Raw genomic sequence first — 23,595 nt, forward strand, 5'->3', positions numbered from 1 at the left:
CTCTCACCCCTTAACCTTCGCCAAGACCAGATGCGATCGCTTTGCCGATTGACTCAAGTGCTTGTGCAGCATCTGGACCTTCAGCAGAGAATTGAAGCTGGTGGCCGTGTTTCACGCCTAGCGCGATAACTTTCATTAGGCTCTTCGCGTTAACTGCTTTGCCGTCGCCATCTAGGTTTGCTACACGAATGGTAGATTCGAACTTCTTCGCTTCAGCAACTAGCATTGCGCCAGGACGAGCGTGTAGGCCGTGGGCGTTTTTGATTTTGAAGATTGCTGTGTTGCCGTCTTCAGCCGCTTCTGTTGCCATTTCTTCGCCTTTGAACAGTGCAAGGATCTGTTCAGCAGAAGCATCAAGTAATTTGCTGTGTTCGTTGTTAAACACAAGCTTTGAAATCGTGCTTAGGATAGATTGGTGAGCGTTGTTGCAAGCTGCAAATGCAACTAGAGCACGCACTTTCTCGCCTTCGAATTCACAATCATTGGCTGTTGATACAAAAGAAACGCCAGTGCGAGTTACTTGTTTATCACTGCCAACAAGCCATAGACCTTGGCCTAGATGCGTTGGCGTTTTTGTTACTAGATCTGCAACGAACTCTGTACCTGCACAACCTGTGTTTTTAAGTAGGCCGCCGGCAACCGCGCTCATTTGAATCATGTCACTTGCTGGGAATAGAAGTTGAATGAGAGAAGCATCGAAATCCGCTTCTAACTGAACGTCGCCATGAAGTAGGGCGATGATGTCGTCTTCGTTTTTCGCATTGCGTAGACGCTCTTCAACGCCGTCCGCACCCAGTACTTTTGTTAGCTGCTTAAGAATGCCCAAGTGCTCGTCTGATTTCGCTGCAATACCGATAGCAACGTAAACTGTGTTGCCGTCGCCCCATTCAACGCCTTCTGGGAAGTGGTGAACAGCAACACCCGTGGTTTTCACCATTGAGCGCGTGTCAGTTGTGCCGTGTGGAATCGCGATACCGTTACCTAGAAACGTAGAGTTCTGGTTTTCACGGTTTAGCATGCCTTCTACATAGCCTTGTTCAACCAGACCTTTGTCTGTCAGGCTTTTCGCGATGCTTTTGATCGCTTCAAACTTATCTGTAGCGGATTGAGATAGGGTAATGTCGTTCTTACTTAGCTTAAGCATGGTGCTTCTCCAGCCTTAAGGTATCTATTTCTAATTCATCTTGGCTACGCAGTACTTTGTTTGCGTAACGCCGTTTATCTATGGTTGCTGAACGTGCCTTTGTTCGTCATTTCTCTATTCGAGACGGTTTTGCTTAACAACAATTTGCTGAACAAAAGAAACTGAATCGATTCAGCATTTGGTCAAATTTTTTAAAACACTCAGCGAAACTGTTTTTAAAATCGAAACTTAACCACTCAGTGTCTCAATGCTTTTAAAGCCTAGCAAAGGGAGACTGCATTGCTTGATTTTGGTGATTCTCGTCAATTTTTGAGTTTTGCTGAATCCTTTCAGCTTTTATACTGAATCGGTTCAGCATATAATTCAACTTATCGAAGGATCGTTGATGTATTAATATGATCCCGCGCACAGAATAGGGCTTAGAATATGACACTGGATGAAATAGCGAAATTAGCCGGGGTTTCAAAGACCACGGCAAGCTATGTGATTAACGGAAAAGCGCAGAAATACCGCATCAGCGAAAAGACTCAAAAGAAAGTCATGGCGGTGGTTGAGCAGTACAATTACAAACCGGATCACGCAGCATCTTCTTTAAGAGCGGGCAACTCGCGTTCGTTCGGTTTGATCATTCCAGATTTAGAGAACACCAGTTACGCACGTTTAGCAAAACTGATTGAACAGAACTCGCGTAAAGCAGGCTACCAAATTTTGATTGGCTGTTCTGATGATGATCCGCAAACGGAACAAAAAGTTGCAGAGGCGCTCGTGAGTCGTCGTATTGATGCGCTATTCGTTGCGAGCAGTATGCCAGCAGCCAGCGAGTATTACCTCAAGCTGCAAAACTCGGGTACGCCCGTTATCGCACTTGACCGCCCTATGGATGATGAGCACTTCTGTTGTGTGATCAGTGAAGATTTTGATGCGGCGTTTGAGTTAACCGAATCGGTATTGTCTTCAGAGATTGATTCGATTGGTTTGATTGGTGCGTTAGAAGAGCTTCAAGTCTCTAAAGAGCGTGAACTTGGTTTCCGTTCGGCTTGCCAGCAAGGTAGCACTGGCGTTTTGGTTGGCTATGGTCAGCACTTCTCCCGTGAAGAAGGCAAGAAGGTGCTCGAAGGTTGGATCGCAAAGGGCAAACTGCCGGATGCTGTGGTGACCATGTCTTACACTTTATTAGAAGGCGTATTGGATGTGATGTTAGAAAAGCCAGAGTTGATGGGCAAAGTACGTTTGGCCACCTTTGGTGATAACCGCTTGCTCGATTTTCTTCCAATCAAAATCAACTCTCTTCCACAGCAGTTTGAGCTGATTGCCGACAGTGCAATGGAGTTGGCGCTTAATGCCTCAGCTAAACGCTATAAAGCGGGTGTAGAGTTGATTCCGCGTAAGATTGTTAAGCGCCACACCGACGCTAAAGCTTAATTTCTACCGTCAGCGCCACAAATGCGTGGTCGCTGGCGTTTTTATCTCTCTCAAAAGACGGATTGATTAAGTGCGCATCCAACACTTGGTAGTTCGTGACTTCTGCTATTGATACATCGGCGTGTGCATCAAACTCTTGCGACAACAAGATGTAATCCAATACGTTTCCTTTCGCAAAGTGGTAGTGCGTTGCTGGCCGTGAATCTAGTGAGGGCGTTACTTGCAATTCCCATCCGTCATTGAGCTGTAAATCAGTGACGCTGTCACCATAATATTCAATCAAAACACTGTTAACGCTGGTTGAAGTAATGCCTTGGTTCATATCACCCATTAATACTGTCGGCATCGGATTCATAGCATACTGCCTTTGCATTGCGTCTCGCAGCATTGCCGCTTCCCAACCACGTTGTTGCGTAGATAACCAACGGGCAATCGGTCTGCTTGCTTCTTCTGGAGTGGTTGAATCCGCAGGGCGCTGTGACTTCAAATGTGTGACGTATACAGAGAGATGACCAATAATTGGGTGAACAACACAGGCACGAACGGGTTTGCGGCTAAAAGGTGGAGCGTCGATATCACCAAAGGCATTGAGTGTGTCTTTATCGAACGTGACCGCTTCAAAGCTTTCAATCGGAAAGCGCGAGGCCACTGCAACCACTGGGCGAGAATAAATGTAATCGCCTTCAATGTGCGGCGTATCGACACAGGCAAAGTGTTCATAACCTATTTCAGCAAAGAAGGTTTTGGTTTCTTCGATGCTGAACACTTCTTGTAAGCCGATGATGTCGGGATTAAGTTGTTCGAACTGCGATTTGGTCCAAGCGAGTTTGTCCTGCCAATCGTCGCGAGAATATATGTTCTCGAAGTCGTAATACGCGCCAGGTGGTGCAACAAAGTTAAACAGGTTGGCGGTGGCAAAGGTAATGTGGTTCTTATTAGACAAAATATCGCTCGTTCAAGGAGTTATTGGGTGAGTATATACCCAATTGGACAAGATGAGTGAAGATCACGTTTCTATTTGTACGCATTCCGTTTAAACTCCGTTCATCAAGAAAAATGAGTAACGAACATGACCCAAGATTACGAACACGAAGAGTATTTAGAAGGCGAAGAGATTGAGATCGAAGCGATCGGTATCGACGTTGACGCGCACCCAATTGAGCTGTACAAGCTTTTCAAAATCGCGAACTTGGTGAGTGGTGGTGGTGAAGCAAAACACATCATCGAAGAAGGTTACGTTGCCGTAAACGGTGAGCTAGAAACTCGTAAACGTCGCAAAATGTACGACGGCGATTTCTTCGAGTTTAACCAAGAGTACTACGTTGTTGTATGTGACGCGCCAGTAACCGAACCTGAAACTGCTGAAGAAAAAGCAGAGAAGAAGGCGAAAAAAGAAGCGCAAGCGGCACGTAAAGAAAAGTCTCGCTCGAAAAAGAACGACAAACCAAGTGCTAAAGGCCCTAAATCTACCGGTCGTAAAGCCGCGCACAAAGAGCGTAAAGCACAAAAAGAAGCATTGTCTCAATCTGCTAAGAAAGGCAAGAAAGAGGAAAAGCCGCAGGTTGCACGCGATCCTAAAAGTGGTCGTAACTCTATCGACTTCTTCTAAGCGATTTGTTTCGATATTAAAATCGACGTAAACATAAAAGCGCCGCCTTGGTAAGTAACCTTGGCGGCGCTTTTGTATCTAAAGCAATTTAATCTGTATCTGTGGTAACGCGTTTAATGTAGCACTTTGGCTGTTTCTTTTTGCTCAGTCCAATGGTGAATCGAGTGTGGCTTCGCCAGATAAAAACCTTGGTAGTAATCCAAGTTTAGTGCTTGCATGGCTGAAAGCTGTGTATTCTCTTCGACACCTTCGATGACCACTTTTGCGTTCATTTCTTCAGCGAGGTCTACTGCATTGGCGATCGCTAATGTGTCACCAGAGCAATAATCGAGTAGATAAGAACGATCTATTTTGATGATGTCTGGGCAAAGCTGCTTAACACGTGACATATCTGAATGGTGAGAGCCAAAATCATCAATCGCAAACAAGAAGCCGTTTGCTCTCATGAGTTGCACTGCTTGAATCAAAAGTTCTGTATCACCGCAAGATTCCTCGACGACTTCAAAGACCACGTCAGAAGGTTCCATACCTAACTCAAATAATCGTTTGTAGAGCAGGCCATTGTCTTTAAAGCCCATGTCTTTGGTCAGTGTCAGCAAAGTTTGTGGCATGACGTTAAGAAACAGCTTGATTGGTGATCCTGCAAAGTGACGAGCAAAGTTACGGATATGAATCGCACGGGAGAGAAATTCAATACAAAGTCGGAAGTAAGTATCGATGCTGGCATCAGCAAAGAAGAGATCCGGTCGAATATTCGTGCCATCTGCACCACGAATACGGAGCAGGGCTTCCATCCCGATCATTTGTTGGTGTTTATCAAAAATAGGCTGATAAACACTGTGGAAAGTGTATTGATTGAGCACAACGTAGTATTCGCCAAGGCTGTCCTGCCTTATGTACTGCTCGTAATCGGACTGCTTCTTTAACTCCATGAAAAACGCCAAAAAATTAGCATGAAAACGACTGTAACAGGATGGAATTCCGATTTGAAGCGCTACGCTGTCTTATTTTTGAAGCCTATTGAGTTAATTTGAAATAGATTCCGATTTTTTCTCGATGTATCTAAAAAACATTGATAGACCGAAACAAATCAGGAAGTAAACGAAGCCGACAATTAGCCAGATTTCGAAAATATAGCCTGAGGAGTTAGCCATCTCTGTGCCGACAAAGGTCATTTCTTGAATCGAGATCAGCGAAACGATGGAGGTGTCTTTAACCAGTGAAATGGTTTGTCCTGCCAGTGCGGGTGTAATCGCTTTTAGCACCTGTGGCGCGATGATGAAACGGTATTTCACCCAACGAGATAGACCAAGCGAGTCAGCCGCTTCCCACTGGCCTTTATCGACACTCTGCAAACCGGCACGAACCACTTCAGCAATGTAGGCAGAAGAGAGCAAACCCACACAAAGCACACCGGACGCAAGGTTTTCCCATAGGTTAGCAGGGCCAAAGAAGAAGTGCTGAACCGCGTTAGGTTCGCCGCGATAGTTACGGAGAAGGTCTTCCAAGCCAAGTAATGGGATTAACTGATTAGAGATGAAAAAGTAGAAGATGAATACGAACACCAAAGGTGGAATGTTTCGTACCAATTGAATAAATGCGTTGGCAGGCGTGCGCAACCAAACTGTATCTGAAAAACGCGCTAACCCAAGCAATGTACCTAATACTAGAGCAAAAATGATGCCCCAAAGGCTCAAGCGTAGTGTTGAGATTAAGCCTTGGAAGAAATACGGCAAGCCGCCATCTGCTCTTGGGGTGAACAAGAGGTCGATTGCTTCTTTCCAATGCCAGATGTAGTTTACGCCGACGGTAGAACGATGATAGAGCCAAACCCCAGCCAACGCGCAGATGGCAAGCAGTACCCAATCGAGTACATTAAAACGACTTAAGAAAAAGCCTGATTTTGCTTTGGTTGGTGCAACGCGAGTGGTGGTTTGTCCGCTCAAGGTTTAACTCCGTTAGTAGAGAAGAAAACCGACCCGCAGTACGAGTCGGTGTTATTAATTATTACGACGATTAAGGTTATTGACCTTGTGCAACTTGGTCTTGCCAATCTAGCGTTGAGAACCAGTATTCGTAACGCTCATCTAGCCAACCGTCTTGAGTACGAGCTTCAATCCACTCGTTGAAGAAGGCTTTTTTATCTTCTTCGCCTAGGCGAACTGCGAATGCCTCATTACCTTTGGATAGTCGCTCAGTAAATGGAATGAACAGTTTGTCAGCATGCTTGATCGCTTCATGTTCCGGTTTCGGGCTTGATGCAATAACAGCGTGTGCGTTGCCGTTCAATACTTCTTGGAATGCTTGTGCATCGTCATCAAACTGAAGGATCTTCGCTTTAGGGAAAGTCTCACGCGCTACTTGCACAGTGAACGCACCACGACGAGCAGCAATTTTCACACGGCGAGAGTCAAAGTCTGAAAACTCACTAAAGCCCGCCGCTAGCTCTTTGTTTGCTGCTACTTGAACGCCTGAGTGCGAGTAAGGTTCAGTAAACAATACGCTCTTTGAACGTTCTGGCGTAATCGACATGCCGCCAATGATTACGTCGAATTTCTTAGCAAGAAGAGCAGGGATGATGCCATCCCACGCTGTCGGTACAAACTCAACTTTTAAGCCTGTATCCGCTGCGAGGCGCTTCGCCACATCGATTTCAAAACCAATCAACTCACCTTGTTTATTACGCATTGCCCAAGGCACAAATGTCGACATACCAACGCGCAGCGTGCCACGCTCTTTGATTTGATCAACGTTTGGTGTCGCTGCTTCTTCATTGGCTAATGAAGGTAAAGCAATTGCAAGCCCTAATAATGCAGTAATGGTCGCTTTGAATAACTTCATGTTATCTCCTTATAATTTGCGCCAACTGGCTCCTAGTTTGTGTTCTAGCCAAGCGGATAAGCCAGAAAGTGATAATGTGAGAGCAAGATAGATTGCTGCCACAGTAAACCAAATCTCAAACGGCATCGCCGTCTCAGATACGATGTTTCTCGCCTCGGTTGTTAGGTCGAATATTGCCATCACACTGACGATTGAAGAGTTCTTAATCAGTGACACCACTTCGTTAGTCAAGGGTGGCAAAGTGCGTTGAAGTACCTGCGGAAGAATCACGTCTTTGTAGGCAAACAACGGTGATAAACCTAAGGTTTTGGCTGCTTCAAACTGACCTTTTGGAATGCTGTTTAAGCCCGCACGGAAGATTTCTGCGGTATAAGCACCTTGGAATAGTGACAGTGCTAAAACAGCGGTACTGAATCTATCTAACCCAATAACTGGGCCAAACACGAAGTAGAGTAGGTAGATTTGCACCAGCAATGGGGTATTGCGAATCAACTCGACATAAGCGGTACCGATCGCGTTACCAACTTTGGAGTTGCTGAGTCGTAATAGTGCGGTGACGAAGCCTATCACTAATGTGAAGAAAAGACTGATGGCCGAAATCTTTAAGGTGACGATAAGACCGTCGACCAATTCCGCTGGCCACCACTCACCATCTTCGTAAAAGGCGATGTAATCGGGTACGCGCTCCCATTGCCATTGGTACCCCATCGCTTGTGCGCCGGAATCGAGTACCCACACGATCGCTATCAAAAGAATGGCGATTTGTAATATGGCTTGTAAAACAGGTTTTAGGATTCGAATTACCATAGGCTAGTAGCTCAGAATCTGATTCAAAAACGCTTGGGTACGTGGATGCTGCGGTGTTTCGAAAAGGGCTACCGGGGAGTTCATCTCAATGATTTCACCTTCATCCATAAACACCACTCGATTCGCCACTTTCTTAGCAAAGCCCATTTCGTGCGTCACACAAATCATGGTCATGCCGCTTTGTGCCAGTTCCACCATCACGTCTAGCACTTCGTTGATCATCTCAGGGTCGAGCGCCGAAGTCGGTTCATCAAACAGCAGTAGGTCGGGTTCCATGCAAAGGGAACGCGCGATAGCAACACGTTGCTGCTGACCACCAGAAAGTTGAATTGGATACTTATTGGCTTGTTCTTCGATGTTCACACGCTTGAGATAATGCATTGCACGTTCTTCGGCTTCCTGTTTGGATAGCTTTAACGTGCGGATCGGAGCAAGAGTGAGGTTTTCTAACACAGTAAGATGTGGAAACAGATGAAAGTGCTGGAACACCATGCCGACTTTGCCAGGTTTTTGAGCTTTGGAATCGGCTGGTTGTTCGAAGACGCTGAGTTCACCTTCTTGGATGGATTCTAAGTGGTTGATACAACGAATGAGTGTTGATTTACCTGAACCGGAAGGGCCACAAACAACAACGATTTCACCGGTATGTACTGAAAAATTAATGTCTTTGAGGGCGTGATATTCACCATACCACTTGTTTACGCCGCTGAACTCAACAACGATATTTTTCTCTTTCAAGGCTGCCAACTTTTAGAATAAATTTCTTTCTACAATAACAAGTTATTAACCGTATTGCACCTGTTAATCAAGCATAAACTGTCCAACTGGTGAGCAAATAACTCGTGATAAAACTAACCGATAATATAGTCAGTTTTAGAGGAAACGGATCACTATGGCGAACACGGACGTCGTGATTAAATATTGAGCGGAATAGTAGGTGGTCATGACAACTTGTCGAGAGAAAATCGACGTGCCACCGAAGCGTTCAAACGCCAAAACCGCACCGGATAAAGTAAAGACAAAGCTGCCTAAAACTGCAAATGCGGAAGATTGGGTTTTACCACTGGCATAGTATTCCATCGACATCCACAACATGGCCATGAGGACGAAGATGTAACTGGCGACAGACCATTTCTCTTTCCCCAAATCGGGTTTAAAGAAGAAATAAGCGCAGAGGCCGACGCCGAACACGGCAAAAGGCAACCAAGGTGTAAAGTGCCAGGCTGCCATATTAATGAAGCCCAAGGCGTAACAAATTAATGCTAGGCAAAATAGCTTAATACCGAGTATGAACTTGTCTTTCGGGTGCATCATGACTAAGTCACCGATAAGCGAAATTGACAGACCGGCGATGATCCACTGAGTGTAGGGAAGGTGATTTGAAGGTGATAGGAGTAGCATTCCAATCATGGCGACGATCGGAAGCGGTTTGGTCAAAAAGAATAGCCACTTTGGGCCAGTCTTAATACTGATGATATGTATGAACGCACAAGCTATGACAATCAGCCACATACGAATAACTCTTGAATAGACGACTAAACGCTCATCTTTTTATGAGCAAGCTAAAAAATGACACTTCGAATAGTAAGCACTTGGTTTGTTTTTGGTCATCGGCTTACATAACAACATCGAACCATCGCTTATTTGTTAGTTTTCTTGCAGAAAAGTTCAATATTTATCGAGTTGTCAATGTTGCGCTAAATTAACATAAAAAAACGGCATTGTATCCGCGTAGACACAATGCCGTCAAAAAAGGCAGTAATTTAATAGATCGAGTCGTTATGCAACGGCAAGTTCTAGAATTTTACGGCTGTTTTCTAGGTCGATTGCTTGGTTTTCGCCAAGAACCGTCATGCCGTGTTTGTTCAGTTGATCAATCACAGCATCGATAGCTGCTTGACGGTCATCACCGTAACCTTCAAGTTGAGTCGCGACTTCTAGCTGATGGTAGAAAGCTTCAATCGATTGGATTGTGCGTTCTGCCAAATCTTCACCTTCTGCCAACCCAAATACGTTACGACCCATTTGCTCAAGCTTAGGACGTTTGAATTCCATTTGGTTGCGAAGTAGAGATGGTTGAATGATCGCTAGTGAACGAGCGTGGTCTACGTGCCATAGTGCAGTCAGCTCGTGGCCAATCATGTGCGTTGCCCAATCTTGAGGCACGCCGCTACCGATTAGACCGTTCAATGCTTGGTTTGCTGTCCACATTAGGTTCGCACGCCATTGGTCGTTATCGCGCTCCGCGAACTGATCACCCAGTACTTTTAGGTTTTTAAGTAGCGCTTCTGCGTAACCGTCTTGAACCATTGCACCAGTTGGCAGTGTTAGGTATTGCTCACATACGTGCACCCACGCATCAACTAGGCCGTTGATAAGCTGACGCTCTGGTAGGGTTTTCATTACGTCTGGATCAAGCACAGCAAATTTTGGTTGAACAGCAGGCGCTAGAAATGCCAATTTGTCTTGGGTTTCTTTCTTAGTGATTACTGCGCCCATGTTTGACTCAGAACCTGTTGCAGGCAAAGTAAGAATCGCAGCAAGCGGCGTTGCTTCTGTTACTTGATGTTTGCCTACCATGATGTCCCAACCGTCACCGTCGTATTTTGCAGATGCTGCAACGTACTTAGAACCATCGATAACTGAACCACCACCAACAGCCAGGATAAAGTCAACGTTTTGCTCTTTTACGATAGCAACCGCTTTATCTAGCGTCTCTTTTGTTGGGTTTGGCTCTACACCTGAAAACTCAAGCCATTCACGGCCTTCTAATGCTTGTGCTACTTGGTCGTATACACCGTTCTTTTTAATAGAACCACCACCGTAGATAACGAGCACTTTTTGATCGGCAGGGATCGCTTCTTTGATTGCTGCGATTTGGCCTTGGCCGAAGAAGATTTGAGTTGGGTTGACGTATGAAAAGTTCATTATTAGACCTCTTGCTTCCAATGTGAGGAGAGTGAATACATGCATATTAGTACGCGTTTGTGAGAACGAGTAGGCCGATTTCTGCAAATTTATTGCCTATTTCTACAAATATGCGTTTCTTATGCTGGAACTGTAATCAGAACTCCAAGTATAGTGCGTGCATAACTATTGGAGTGACAAGATGAAGACACTTGCTGAGATCATGCAGCAATACGCCACTAAATTTGGTTTAGACGATTTAGAGGGCATCAAAGAAACCGCCATTGACGGGGTATGGTTCTACCGCAGTAGCAAAGGGAACAATCGTCAACCGTTTGTGTACCAGTCTGGCATCATTGTTTTAGGACAAGGCTACAAGAACATTCACATTGGCCAAACACCAGTGCGTTATGGCCCAGATGACTATTTGGTTGTCGGTGTACCCATGCCACTTGAGTGTGAAGCGATTGCTGTTGACGATGAGCCTTTATTGGGCATCTCAATCGACATTTCTCCCGCCATGCTGCAAAAGCTGGTCAAGAAGTTGGAATCGCAACGCTTCAGGAATGTTTGTGAGGATGACACTCGCTGTGGGTTGAAATCGGTACGCATGAACGACCAAATGTTGGATGCGTGCAAGCGCCTTATGACGGCATTATGTAGCGATCTTGAAGTCGCAATGCTCGGTGACATGCTGTTAGAAGAAATTGTGTATCGCACGCTGGTGAGCGAATCCGGTCATGTACTGTTTGAGCTCGCACACCAAGAAGGTTCTTACGCGAGGGTAGCAAAAGCACTAAACCGCGTTCATCAGGAATACCACGAACAACTCAATGTACAAACCTTGGCTGAAGAAGCGAACATGAGTGTCTCTGCATTCCACCAAGCGTTTAGAAGTGTGACTCTAGAGTCGCCTTTGCAATACATCAAAAAGGTGCGTTTAAACAAAGCACGCGAATTGATACAGTTAGAAGGTCGCCGAGTGAACGATGCTGCGCGCCTTGTGGGTTACAGCAGCCCATCACAGTTCAGTCGAGAGTACAAGCGACACTTCAACGAAACACCCAGATCAACAAAGGCTTAGTGATCTTTATTTCAAAAGTAGGACTTTTTTTGTCTTTTTTAATAAATTGCGATCGACATATTTATTTGGGTAATGAAATTAGTTGTTGGTGCAAAATAAGGTGTTAATTGTTGCAATCATTTAGTGGATTCTTGAGAGGTGCTGCTGAAAATTTATAAATACATAGTGTGAAATGCTGCACTTGTACTTAAGTTATTTTACGTCGAAACAAAAGTAACTATACGTGTTAGTTAAGCGTATTTTGTATTGTATTAACAATAACTTAAGGAAGAGCAATATGCACCTTAGAAGTGGGAAAGCAGTGAAGAGTGCCTTTACACTCAGTACATTAACTGCGTCTTGTCTAATGGCCTTCAACAGCTATGCAGCGGTTGATTGTGCACCTCTAGAAGTTTGGGATTCGTCGAAGGTTTATAACGGCGGTGACCAAGTTCAGCATGAAGGTAACGCTTATAAAGCGCGCTACTGGACTCAAAACAATAATCCAGCGCAAGCAGGTGAATGGGGTGAGTGGGAAAATCTAGGTGCTTGTAGTGGCACTGGCCCTGTAGATCCTCCAGTTAATGAAGTACCTACTGTGACATTAACATCGCCTAGTGCATCGGCTTCTATCACTGTTGGAGATGTTGTAAATCTTGCCGCAGACGCTGCTGACACGGATGGTTCAATTAGTAAGGTTGAATTCTTTGTTGATGGCGCATTAGTCGGTACCTCTACCGCAGCACCTTTCACTGCTTCATGGACGGCGACTGAAGGTGCGCACGAATTCTCGACTAAAGCGTATGATGATAAAAACGCTGTGAGTGTTGCGAGTGCCGTAACGCTAACAGTAAACGCGGGTCAACCGGGTAATGAAGCGCCGACTGTCGATGTCGCTCTTTCAGCGACTTCTGTTGAACTAGGCGCGACAGTTACCGTTACAGCAAATGCCGCTGATGCAGATGGTACAGTGGCGAAAGTTGAATTCTTCGCTGCCGGTTCTCTTGTTGGTACAGCAACGACAGCACCATACGCGGTAGATTTCACGCCAGCACAGGCGGGCAGTGTCTCTATTTACGCGAAAGCGACAGACGATGCAGGCGCAACGACTGATTCTTCTCTTGTATCTCTAACAGTAAATGGCGGTGCAATTACATCGAACTGTCGTCCTGACGGTCTATACCAAACGGCTGGTGTCGATGTTCCTTACTGTACAATTTACGATGAAGAAGGTCGTGAGTTAATGGGTGCAGATCACCCTCGTCGTGTGATCGGTTACTTCACTAGCTGGCGTAGTGGTGATGACCCACAAGCCGCTTACTTAGTCAAAGACATTCCTTGGGATCAACTTACACACATTAACTACGCGTTCGTCAGTATTGGTTCAGACGGCAAAGTAAACGTGGGTGATGTGACAGATCCAACGAACCCTGCAACAGGTAAAACTTGGCCGGGTGTTGAAGTTGATCCTGCGTTAGGCTTTAAAGGTCACTTCGGTGCGCTAGCAACTTACAAGCAAAAACATGACGTTAAAACGCTGATTTCAATTGGTGGTTGGGCCGAAACAGGTGGTCACTTCGGTGCTGACGGCAACCGCGTTGCTGACGGTGGTTTCTACACCATGACGACCAACGCAGATGGTTCTATTAACCATGCGGGTATCGAGAAGTTTGCAACGTCTGCTGTTGAAATGATGCGTACTTACAAGTTCGACGGCCTAGACATCGACTACGAGTACCCAACATCAATGGCGGGTGCTGGTAACCCTTACGATAAAGACTTTATGGAACCACGTCGTCCATACCTATGGGCTTCTTACCAAGAGCTAATGAAAGTTCTGCGTGAGAAATTGGATGCGGCGTCTGCGCAAGATGGCATCCACTACATGCTGACTATCGCAGCGCCTTCTTCAGGTTACCTATTGCGTGGTATGGAAACGTTCGACGTCACTAAGTACCTCGATTACGTGAACATCATGACTTACGATTTGCATGGTGCTTGGAACGATCACGTTGGCCACAACGCGGCATTGTTCGATACGGGTAAAGACTCTGAGCTTGCTCAATGGAACGTGTACGGCACGGCTGCTTACGGCGGTATTGGTTACTTGAACACTGACTGGGCTTACCATTACTTCCGTGGTTCTATGCCGGCAGGTCGTATTAACATTGGTGTGCCTTACTACACCCGTGGTTGGCAAGGCGTAACTGGTGGTGATAACGGTTTATGGGGCCGCGCGGCACTCCCTAATCAATCAGAGTGTGCTCCAGGTACTGGCGAAGGTGAGAAGAACAACTGTGGTCACGGTGCTATCGGTATCGATAACATGTGGCATGATACTGACCCTAAAGGCAACGAGATGGGTGCAGGTTCAAACCCAATGTGGCACGCGAAGAACCTAGAGAAAGGCATTTGGGGTTCTTACGCTCAAGCTTATGGTCTTGACCCTGTAAATGATCCTTCCGATAAGTTTGTCGGTTCTTACACGCGTCATTACGATGATGTTGCTGTAGCCCCTTGGCTATGGAATGCAGAGAAGAGCGTATTCCTATCAACAGAAGACAAAGCATCTGTTGAAGTGAAAGCGGACTATGTTATCGACAAAGAGATCGGCGGTATCATGTTCTGGGAGTTAGCAGGTGACTATAACTGTTACGTATTAGACGCGAACGGCAACCGTACGACGATTGATGCAACAGAACAAGCTTGTGCTGCGGGCAATGGTGAATACCACATGGGTAACACTATGACTAAAGCAATTTACGATAAGTTTAAGTCTGCAACGCCTTACGGTAACAAGATCGCAACTGGCGCAATCCCAACCGAAGCTGTAGACATTGCTGTTAGTGTTGGTGGTTTCAAAGTTGGTGACCAAAACTACCCAATCAACCCTAAGATCACGTTCACAAACAACACGGGTCAAGCGATTCCTGGTGGTACAGAATTCCAGTTCGATATTCCTGTATCTGCTCCGGATAACGCGAAAGATCAGTCTGGCGGCGGTCTAAGTGTGATTGCTTCTGGTCATACTCGTGCGAACAACATTGGTGGTTTGGATGGCGTAATGCACCGCGTATCTTTCTCGCTACCAGCATGGAAAGACCTACCAGCGGGCGGCACTTACGAACTTGATATGGTTTACTACCTACCAATCTCTGGCCCAGCTAACTACACGGTAATTTCTGGCGGTAAAGAGTTTGCGTTCAAGTTTGAACAACCAGACCTACCAATTGGCGACCTAAACTCTGGTACTGGCGGCGGCGGTGGTACTGAGCCGGGTACATGTGATACGACGGGTCTAGTTACTTACCCAGATCTTCCGCAAACAGATTGGCAAGGTAACCCAAGCCACGCTAACCAAGGTGATAAAGTGATTCACAATGGTGTGGTGTATCAAGCGAACTGGTGGACTGCATCAGAACCGGGTAGCGATGGTAGCTGGTCGACAGTATGTAATGTCTAATCCAGATTAGTTGGATAGTAAAAGCGCGCGATTCACATCGCGCGCTTTTTATTTGGTGCATTTGTGGGAATTGCCATGACGACTAGCTAAGTGCAAAGGTTAGAACTCGTAGCCTTCAGGAATCACAACAATGCCTTTTTCTGACACATGGAATCGTTTTGCGTCTTCAATTTTGTTTATGCCGATTTGAGTGTGCGGCGGGATGCGAACATGTTTATCGATGATACAACTTACCAACTGACAACCTTCACCAACTTCGACATCGTCAAAGATAATACTATCGACTACTGTCGCGCTATCATAGATACGCACATTCGATGCAATAACCGAGTGTTGGACTGAACCGCCTGAGTTGATTACGCCGTTTGCAATGATGGAGTTAATGAAAATACCTTCATTACCAGTCGCAGAAGATACCGTTCTTGCTGGTGGAAACTGAGCTTCGTAGGTGCGAATCGCCCAGTTTGGTTGGTATAAGTTCATTGGTGGGACGGGTTCTAACAAGTCCATATTGGCTTCATAGAAAGAATCAATGGTACCGACATCGCGCCAGTAACAGTCTTTGTCTACACGTCCTTTACTACCACAGAATTTGTAAGCATAAACCGATTGAGTATCGATGAGTTTTGGAATGATGTCTTTGCCAAAGTCGTGACTTGAATCTTCGAGTTTTGCGTCCTCTTCAAGCGCATCTTGCAAAACGTCCATATCGAAGATGTAAATCCCCATAGACGCTAGACTCTGCGTTGGATCGTTAGGAAGAGTAGGTGGGTTCTTAGGCTTCTCGACAAAGGACTCGACTAAACCGTTCTCTTTAATGCCCATTACGCCAAACGCAGTTGCTTCTTCGACAGGCACATCCATACATGCGACCGTTAACTTCGCGCCGTTTTCTTTGTGCTCTTCCAGCATTGCTGCGTAGTCCATGCGATAAATGTGGTCACCGGACAGAACGACGACATACTTAGCGTCATTTCGAGATAACAGCCACATGTTGTGGTAAATGGCATCTGCCGTGCCTTCATACCATGCACCACCTTTGCGCATTTGAGGTGGAACTGCAGTGATGTATTCACCAAGTTCGGGATTGAAGATCGACCAACCATCTCGCAAGTGCTTTTGCAGCGAGTGCGATTTGTATTGAGTTAACACTAAAATCTTTCTTAAACCTGAATGAAGACAATTAGTTAGTGTGAAATCAATGATGCGATATTTACCGCCAAATGGAACAGCTGGTTTGGCTCTATCATCGGTAAGAGGGCTCAACCTTGATCCCATACCGCCAGCTAAGATTACTGCGAGTGCGTCTTGCATAATGTTCCCTTTCCCTTATGTTACGTACATCGAAAGCAACTTAAAGCCTGAGGAGTTAGCCAACTGCTGGTGGCTTTCGAGTGACGTTGTTGAGTGTCCTTTGAACTTATAAATGTTAGTGCTATATAACGTAGTACAAGATTCGAGCCATTGGATTTTATTAATAAAATCAACGCTCTTTAAAGGTGGTGCATTATTTATTGCACTATATTAGGGAGTGAGGAAATTGTTGCTGCACCGAATTGGTGAAATAAAGTAAATACTTTAATTTGGTGGTTTCAGTTTACAGTGTAAAGGGTTTTAAAAACAATAAATTAGCGGTCTTTTAAAATGAAAACAGGAGCACCATGGCTCCTGTTTGTTTGAGATAAACGTTTCACACTATGAAAGACCGATAATATTGCCTTGATCGTCAAGATCGAGGTTCATGAACGCGGGTTTATCCGGTAAACCAGGCATGGTCATAACATTACCTGAAAGCGCGTAAACAAAACCCGCGCCTGCACATAAACGTAGCTCACGAATAGGAACGCTAAAGCCACTTGGCGCTCCTTTTACAGCTGAATCAGTGGTAATGGAGAGCGGCGTTTTCGCAATGCATACCGCTAGTTCATCAAAGCCCAATTGTTCAAAGTGCTTTAGCTGTTGTGTCGCGAGTTCACTCATTTCAATGTTTGCAGCGCCGTAACCCGCTTCGCAAACGGCCATGAGTTTCTCTTTTAGAGTTTGCTCTTTGCGGTAAAGAGGACGGAAATCAGAAGCTTGTTCACACGTTTCAACAACGTGTTGCGCTAGTTCTACGGCTCCTTCACCACCTTGACCAAATGCTGTACTGACGGCCACCTTAACTTCCGGGTTAAATTCGTGAATCAACGCCTTAAGCGCTGCCAATTCTTTCTGAGAATCTTGTGGGAATTGGTTGATGGCAACCACCGCTGGGATACCGTATTTGTGGACATTGTTAATGTGCCACTTTAAGTTTTCAAACCCTGCTTCAAGTGCCGCTTGGTCCGGATTAAAAATTGAATCTGGAATGGCCATACCCGGGCGTAAATCATAGTGACCTGAGTTTGCTTTTAAACCACGTAACGTAGCGACAATCACGACACAATCTGGTGCACGACCCGCTGCAGACGCTTTAATGTTACATGCTTTCTCGAACCCCATGTCTGAGCCAAAACCTGCCTCAGTGACAACGTAACTAGAGAGTTTCAATGCAATTTGGTCTGCGATGATAGAAGAGTTACCGTGAGCGATGTTCGCAAATGGACCCGCGTGGATCAGGGTTGGCACACCTTCTAGTGTTTGCATCAAAGTTGGTGCAATCGTCTCTTTTAGTGTAACCGCCATTGCTCCGGCAACTTGTAAGTCTTCAGTTGTCACTGGAAGGCCGTCTAAGTTGTAAGCCACGACGATACGGCCAATGCGTTGACGCAAATCTTTTAAGTCTTTAGCTAAAGCGAGTATCGCCATTAGCTCAGAAGCGGCAGAGATATCAAAACCTTCTTCACGTTCAAAGCCGTTGATAGTTTTGCCTTCTTCATTGAGACCAATCTTAACCATGCGTAGTGCACGGTCGTTATGGTCCATCACGCGCTTCCAAGTGATTCGTTCGACGTTGATTTTTAGCGCTTTTAAGCCAGTACGTGTTTCGAAGGCTTCGTAGCCTTCACGTTGTTCATGATAAAGGCGAGCATCTAATGCGGCTGAAGCCAAGTTATGTGCCGCTGTTACCGCATGAATATCACCAGTGAGATGTAGGTTTAACTCATCCATTGGTGCAACTTGGGAGTAACCACCACCTGCAGCGCCACCTTTGACACCAAAGACTGGCCCCATTGATGGTTGACGGATACACGCCATAACAGATTGGTTTATCTTAGATAAACCTTGAGAAAGGCCGATTGTGGTTACGGTTTTACCTTCACCCAGAGGGGTAGGTGTAATTGCAGTAACCAACACCAACTTGCCGTCTTGATTTGCGTTTAAGCGATCAAGACATTGGGGATGAACTTTAGCTTTGTGTTTTCCGTGTGTATCGAACTCTTGTGGTAAAAGACCGGCATTGGCAGCGACGGTAGCGATAGAAGACAACGGTGTGTTTCGGCAAATTTCAATATCAGACTGCATGGATACTCCAAAAAAATGGCTAACACGTGGCGTTCAACATCAAGCAAGCAAAAGACTTAGCAAGAGTTGCGCAAACGTTTGCGCGGGAATAATACTGGTAAAAAACGAGGTGTAAAGCAGTTCGTGCGCCTTAGCGTGCTACATCATAACAAAAAACACTAATTACTGCGCTACATCATAACAAAAAACACTAATTACTGCGCTAGATCAAAACAAAAAGGCCGCCAAATGGTGACCTTCGCATATTTATTGCTCTAAGTACTTGGTTCTTAGCGATCCCAATAGGTTTCTTCTAGGCTATCTTCACGCTCTGGTAGTGCTCGTGATAGGCGAGGAGAGTGCTGAATTAACACCTCGTAGCTCACACGGTTTGCGTACTTACAAATCTGAGATAGAGAAGAGTAAGTTAGGCAGCGTACTTCGTGTTTTTCAGAGTTTGGCACTTCTTTATGGTGGAACGAGTTCGCCGCCATGTCGTGCAGAAGCGCTGACAATGCTGCATCACCTGCACCGTTGGTGTTCTTGATCTCAAGTGGACCACCAAGGTAAGGGCCAATGTGTGAGTACACTTTCATTGGGTTTTGGCAATCGTCTTTACGCATTGCACGGCTAAACTCAAACTTGTTGAACTCTTCAATAGAGCCTTCAAGAATATCGTGCGTCGTTTCGCGTTTCACTTCCTCATCAGTGTAACCCGCCATGTAAAGACCGTCAGGACCTGCAGTACAAAGAACTAGATCTACCCACTCCAGTGCTTTATTCGCTGCTGCAAGTGGATCGCCTTCGCCAGTCAGTGCTGCGCCTTCTTCTTCATTCATTGCAACAACAGATACGTTCTCGCGAATGTACTCTTGCCACCATTCAGCGTTGCCTTCGATCACATACTTAGTACCAAGCGTCAGTACTACAGGGACCTCGTGCTTCTTAGCAAACTCAATCGCACGTTGAACTGCTTGAGGCATTTGATCTTCTTCTTTACCACGCATTAGGTAAGAAGAAACAACCAGAGCAGATGCTTTGGTAAATACTTCTTCTGGAATGCTCTCAGGAGAGAGTTTGTTCATGTGACCTTCGTTGATCGCGAAAGTACGTTCGCCATCGTGAGTGATCAACGTGTAACAACGACCAATTGGACCATCTACGGTTTGTAGGTGGTTTAGGTTCATACGAGAAGAGGTACGGCACAGGTAACGGTAAGCGAAAGAACCAACTTGAATGTTCTTTGACATAACGCCGAGTAGCACTGATTTGCTGTCCGCAAGCACGGAGTAGTTATGAAGTGTGTTCCCGATAGTGTCACCTGGGTATTGGTGAGTAATCAGACCTTGCTCTACTAGCTCTTCGTACAGTGCGTCCGCTTTGCTCTCTTCAAGAACGAGAGAATGTCCTTTACTTAGGTTGTATTTTTCTAAAAACGCATCATCTACGCGCGCTTCGATATCTACGATGGTTTGACCCACACCAACGACCGTAGGGCGGTACAATTTCGGTGCTTGTCGAATTTGGTTTACTAATGGATCTCGAGCGTGAGTTGGAAAGTAGTGTTTAGATTTTCGCTGACCAGGAAACTTCATGCTTGTTCTTGAGTGAGAAAAAAAGAGGCGGGATTGTATCACAAAATTTTGAAAATCGTTCCGTTTTCTTGCAAAGAAATTTGCCCGCTGAAAAATTCAACGGGCTGCTGTTTTTACACACAAATTGGGGTTAATTTGTAGGTGTTACAGTCGGTTCCACATAAGCTTTTGTGCCATATAGAGGAACAGTTGATAAGCTATGTTTGAAACTGCCTTCCGTCTCTTTGGTTGTGTAAGACAAGTAAAGCAATGTTTGGTTTTCTGGATCGTAGATGCGACGTACTTTCATGGTCTTGAAGAAGATGCTTTTTGACTTCTTGAAGACGACTTCACCAGATTTGCTTTTATCAATCTTAGCAATCATCTCTGGCGTGATGTCACCTGTTTGACGACATGAGATAGAACTGTCACTTGGATCAGACAAGCTTAAATTCGCCTCGATAGAAGCAATATGACAAGTTACACCCGTCACGACTTCGTCTTGTAGGTGGCCGATTTTGATGTCTTTCATTGTAAACATACCCAGTGATACGTCACCAACTTCATTATCACTACACCCAGCCAGAACGGTTACCAAACCCAAAGCAAGCAAGCTTTTCTTCATTTTTCATCCCTTAATTAGGCTAATTTATTAGTTCAATTTATCAGACGCACACACTTAAAACAAAATTTGGCGTTACCTCAGGAGTTTAGCTAGGTTTGTAAGAGGCTTCATGCTAATGTACCGCTCCAGAACAGATGACGCCTACATTTCTAATCAAAGTCCTGTTTTTCATTCGCTGTAAAACACTAGGCTTGCAGCGCTTAAGGTAAGAAAATGAACCAACAACAATTAGAAAGCATCAACAGAAAAAATGCGTGGTTGCATGATTTAGTAGAAGTCGAATTTCCTACTAAAGAAAGCATTGAAGGGCGAGCCATCTATACTCGTATGCTCGACGCTTTAACCTACGATACTGTCGATAAAACTACGCTTTTAGAAAACGGGCAAGAGTTAACAGGGGATGACATCTTCCTTGTTGATTTTCATAGGCTTACTGTGATGTTTTCGATTCTACAGTCACAACGTTGGTCGGATAAGCACGAGCAAGAAATGATCGTCGAATACTTAACTCAGATCATTTTGACGCCTGAGTTTGAGCTTTATGTCGGTTTTAAAGAAGGCGAGGCTTTAGCTGCTGCAATTGTTAGCCAATATAAAGGCAACACACTTGTTTCTGACATTACCGTTTCTCAAAACTTGGATAAATCGCAGTTTGTGTGTGATTTGGCGAAAAAATTGAACGACGATCAAAAGTTGTGTGAAACAATAGTCGTAGAAAATTGATCAATGTCGGTCCCAGTTGGGGATTTGGCATTTAATATGTGCAACAACATTCTTTCTCGGCTGGGCGACACATGGTTATGCGTTTGACGCGTTTATTGGCTCTATTTTTATGCCTAGGGACGGCCGCAGTCAATGCTGACCAAACGGATTGGGAAATCAAAAAAGTACTGGTTTTACATTCGTATGAGCCCTCATACCAATGGACCAATGACATTCAACGTGGTGTCGAAGAGGGCTTTGAGCAGACCAACAGCGAAGTCAAACTATCGATCGAATACCTAGATGCCAAGCGTGTGCATTCAGATGGCTATTTTCAAAACATGGCCAACTATCTGCAGCTTAAATATCAAAACTACAAGTTTGATGGCATCATCATCTCGGACGACGCTGCATTAGAATTTTCTAAACGCTACTTACCAAACGACGAGCGCGCTGTACCTTTGGTGGCCGTTGGCATCAATAACACACAAGCGACGTTAGACTCTTTAAGCACTTCCGGTAGTATCTTGTATGAACAAGATAAAGTTACCGAAAACATCAAGCTCATCATTAAGCTACGTCCTCAGATAAAGAACTTGTATTATCTCGCCGACAGAAGCATGACATCGGAACTGGTTCATGCTCGTGTTGTAGAAGAGATGAAGAAGTTTCCTCAAATCCATTTGATTGAGCTTCGGGATGAACCCTTGGCTGAAGCTGCGGATAGGCTTTCAAAGATCAACCCAAATGATGCCGTGCTGCTGACCCATTTCAACACAGAAGCGGAACAAGGCCGTTACCATTCTTACCAAGAAGTGGCGCACGTTATTGGTGCTAAAAGTGTTGCGCCTGTATTTGTCTTGTGGGAAATGTACTTAGAAGAACCGGGTATCTTAGGTGGATTCTTAAATCGTTCGAAGCAATATGGTCATGAAGCCGCAGAGTTAATGGCTGCCAAGTTGGGGCTATCGATGACCAAAACCGAGAACGAATTGATTTCTGAAGCCGTATTAGATTTCGTGGCCATTCAAAAATATGGGATCAGTCGCTACGACATTCCTAAATCAGCCCACATTATCAATGCACCGCCTCCAGCAGTTAAAGTTAATATCAAACTGCTGCTTTTTGCTTGTGCACTGATTGTACTGCTTTCTTTGGTCATTGTTAGTCAGTTTATGACCATTCGCCAGCGTAAGGTGATCGATCAGAAGAACCGCAAGATCGTGACCTTACAAAAGCGCACCTTGAGCGTTCAAAAGGAGATGATTCACGTTCTTGGCGAGGCGATTGAATCGCGCTCTGGTGAGACAGGACAGCACGTTAAACGTGTTGCTAGATTGTCAGCGACCTTGGCTGAATTTTGTGGGTTAAGCCATCGTGAAGTTGAGATGATTGAAGTCATCAGCCCAATGCATGACGTTGGTAAGATTTCGGTTCCTGAATCTATCTTGGACAAAAGTGGCAAGTTAGATGAGGCCGAATGGGAAATCATGAAGCGCCATACGGTGAAAGGTTACGAATTGCTGAACAATCGTGAAGGCGAAATCACTAAGTTGGCCGCCATTGTTGCTCATGAACACCATGAGCGTTGGGACGGTACTGGCTATCCGAATGGCCTAAAGGGTGAGGAGATTCATCTCTTTGCACGTATTGTGGCGATTGCCGATGTTTTTGACGCCTTACTGAGTGAACGCTGTTATAAGCGAGCTTGGACGGTGGAAGAAGTTGTGGATCTGTTTACGCGTGAAAAAGGCAAACACTTTGATCCAACGTTGAGCCAATTGTTATTGGATAATTTGGACGACTTTATAGAAGTGCGTTATTTATATCCAGATTCCGAAGTTTAATCCTTTCCTTTTGTACCGAGTGAAGTTTCATATTTCTTAATTTAGGGGCTTCATTCGGTGATCTTGCTTAGAAAATCATTAATTCCTCTTTCTCATTTCTACGAAATGCCAAGTCTGTCGTTTAAACATTTCTAAACTTACCTATCATGTTGATACATATTTAGTACA

19 protein-coding genes are annotated in these 23,595 nt (G+C 45.1%); 6 read left to right on the plus strand and 13 right to left on the minus strand.

Annotated elements, in window-relative coordinates; genetic code table 11:
- Nucleotides 1–10: 10 nt before the first annotated feature.
- The gene (gene fruB, locus A9237_RS20650) at nt 11–1,144 is read right to left on the minus strand and encodes a fused PTS fructose transporter subunit IIA/HPr protein (RefSeq protein ID WP_078609462.1); all 1,134 of its coding nucleotides are present in this window, start codon (nt 1,142–1,144) and stop codon (nt 11–13) included.
- 426 nt (nt 1,145–1,570) lie between these two features.
- Between fruB and cra the strand changes: the two genes are divergently transcribed.
- Nucleotides 1,571–2,566 (plus strand): catabolite repressor/activator, encoded by a 996-nt coding sequence (gene cra, locus A9237_RS20655; protein ID WP_078609464.1) that lies wholly within the window; start codon nt 1,571–1,573, stop codon nt 2,564–2,566.
- Here the strand turns inward: cra and A9237_RS20660 are convergent.
- Entirely contained in the window at nt 2,556–3,509 is a 954-nt protein-coding gene (locus A9237_RS20660; protein ID WP_078609465.1) for an endonuclease/exonuclease/phosphatase family protein, read from the minus strand. The genes cra and A9237_RS20660 overlap by 11 nt on opposite strands.
- Before the next feature lie 126 nt (nt 3,510–3,635).
- On the opposite strand from A9237_RS20660, the gene A9237_RS20665 reads away from it, so the two are divergent.
- Entirely contained in the window at nt 3,636–4,175 is a 540-nt protein-coding gene (locus A9237_RS20665) for an RNA-binding S4 domain-containing protein (RefSeq protein ID WP_005441925.1), read from the plus strand.
- A gap of 113 nt (nt 4,176–4,288) precedes the next feature.
- On the opposite strand, the gene A9237_RS20670 is transcribed toward A9237_RS20665, so the two are convergent.
- The 7 genes from A9237_RS20670 to A9237_RS20700 form a co-directional block, all read right to left on the minus strand.
- Entirely contained in the window at nt 4,289–5,107 is an 819-nt protein-coding gene (locus A9237_RS20670) for an EAL domain-containing protein (protein WP_039986352.1), read from the minus strand.
- Between the two features lie 93 nt (nt 5,108–5,200).
- Nucleotides 5,201–6,121 carry an amino acid ABC transporter permease gene (locus tag A9237_RS20675; RefSeq protein ID WP_041053104.1) on the minus strand — a complete coding sequence of 307 codons (921 nt, stop codon included), beginning with the start codon at nt 6,119–6,121 and terminating at the stop codon, nt 5,201–5,203.
- A gap of 76 nt (nt 6,122–6,197) precedes the next feature.
- On the minus strand, nt 6,198–7,016 hold the full coding sequence (locus tag A9237_RS20680) for a transporter substrate-binding domain-containing protein (protein ID WP_038894847.1): 819 nt from the start codon (nt 7,014–7,016) through the stop codon (nt 6,198–6,200).
- Nucleotides 7,017–7,025: 9 nt separating this feature from the next.
- Nucleotides 7,026–7,823: an amino acid ABC transporter permease gene (locus tag A9237_RS20685; protein ID WP_009704484.1), complete on the minus strand. Its 798-nt coding sequence runs from the start codon at nt 7,821–7,823 to the stop codon at nt 7,026–7,028.
- Nucleotides 7,824–7,826: 3 nt separating this feature from the next.
- A complete protein-coding gene (locus A9237_RS20690) occupies nt 7,827–8,561 on the minus strand; it encodes an amino acid ABC transporter ATP-binding protein (protein ID WP_009704483.1) in 735 nt (244 codons plus the stop codon).
- 135 nt (nt 8,562–8,696) lie between these two features.
- Nucleotides 8,697–9,335 carry a lysoplasmalogenase gene (locus tag A9237_RS20695; RefSeq protein WP_078609467.1) on the minus strand — a complete coding sequence of 213 codons (639 nt, stop codon included), beginning with the start codon at nt 9,333–9,335 and terminating at the stop codon, nt 8,697–8,699.
- 267 nt (nt 9,336–9,602) lie between these two features.
- Nucleotides 9,603–10,751: an iron-containing alcohol dehydrogenase gene (locus tag A9237_RS20700; protein WP_009704481.1), complete on the minus strand. Its 1,149-nt coding sequence runs from the start codon at nt 10,749–10,751 to the stop codon at nt 9,603–9,605.
- A gap of 181 nt (nt 10,752–10,932) precedes the next feature.
- On the opposite strand from A9237_RS20700, the gene A9237_RS20705 reads away from it, so the two are divergent.
- Both A9237_RS20705 and A9237_RS20710 read left to right on the plus strand, forming a co-directional pair.
- Nucleotides 10,933–11,814 (plus strand): AraC family transcriptional regulator, encoded by an 882-nt coding sequence (locus tag A9237_RS20705; RefSeq protein WP_078609469.1) that lies wholly within the window; start codon nt 10,933–10,935, stop codon nt 11,812–11,814.
- Between the two features lie 277 nt (nt 11,815–12,091).
- The gene (locus A9237_RS20710; protein ID WP_078609471.1) at nt 12,092–15,256 is read left to right on the plus strand and encodes a chitinase C-terminal domain-containing protein; all 3,165 of its coding nucleotides are present in this window, start codon (nt 12,092–12,094) and stop codon (nt 15,254–15,256) included.
- Nucleotides 15,257–15,355: 99 nt separating this feature from the next.
- On the opposite strand, the gene glgC is transcribed toward A9237_RS20710, so the two are convergent.
- The 4 genes from glgC to A9237_RS20730 all read right to left on the minus strand — a co-directional run bounded on the left by glgC (nt 15,356) and on the right by A9237_RS20730 (nt 20,878).
- Nucleotides 15,356–16,570, minus strand: a complete 1,215-nt coding sequence (gene glgC, locus A9237_RS20715; RefSeq protein ID WP_078609473.1) for a glucose-1-phosphate adenylyltransferase — start codon at nt 16,568–16,570, stop codon at nt 15,356–15,358.
- 381 nt (nt 16,571–16,951) lie between these two features.
- Nucleotides 16,952–18,700, minus strand: coding sequence for a formate--tetrahydrofolate ligase (locus A9237_RS20720; RefSeq protein ID WP_078609475.1), 1,749 nt, complete (start codon nt 18,698–18,700; stop codon nt 16,952–16,954).
- A gap of 269 nt (nt 18,701–18,969) precedes the next feature.
- The gene (locus A9237_RS20725; RefSeq protein WP_078609477.1) at nt 18,970–20,274 is read right to left on the minus strand and encodes an inosine/guanosine kinase; all 1,305 of its coding nucleotides are present in this window, start codon (nt 20,272–20,274) and stop codon (nt 18,970–18,972) included.
- Nucleotides 20,275–20,404: 130 nt separating this feature from the next.
- Nucleotides 20,405–20,878, minus strand: a complete 474-nt coding sequence (locus A9237_RS20730; protein WP_005441905.1) for a CreA family protein — start codon at nt 20,876–20,878, stop codon at nt 20,405–20,407.
- A 213-nt stretch (nt 20,879–21,091) separates the two neighbouring features.
- Here A9237_RS20730 and A9237_RS20735 point away from each other — a divergent pair, with 213 nt between their 5' ends.
- Together A9237_RS20735 and A9237_RS20740 are read left to right on the plus strand one after the other, a co-directional pair.
- Complete coding sequence (locus tag A9237_RS20735; protein WP_078609479.1) at nt 21,092–21,601, plus strand: flavodoxin; 510 nt, start codon at nt 21,092–21,094, stop codon at nt 21,599–21,601.
- Nucleotides 21,602–21,672: 71 nt separating this feature from the next.
- A complete protein-coding gene (locus tag A9237_RS20740; RefSeq protein ID WP_078609481.1) occupies nt 21,673–23,427 on the plus strand; it encodes an HD domain-containing phosphohydrolase in 1,755 nt (584 codons plus the stop codon).
- The last annotated feature ends 168 nt before the right edge of the window (nt 23,428–23,595 follow it).

The organism is Vibrio owensii, from assembly GCF_002021755.1.
GTDB lineage: Bacteria > Pseudomonadota > Gammaproteobacteria > Enterobacterales > Vibrionaceae > Vibrio > Vibrio owensii.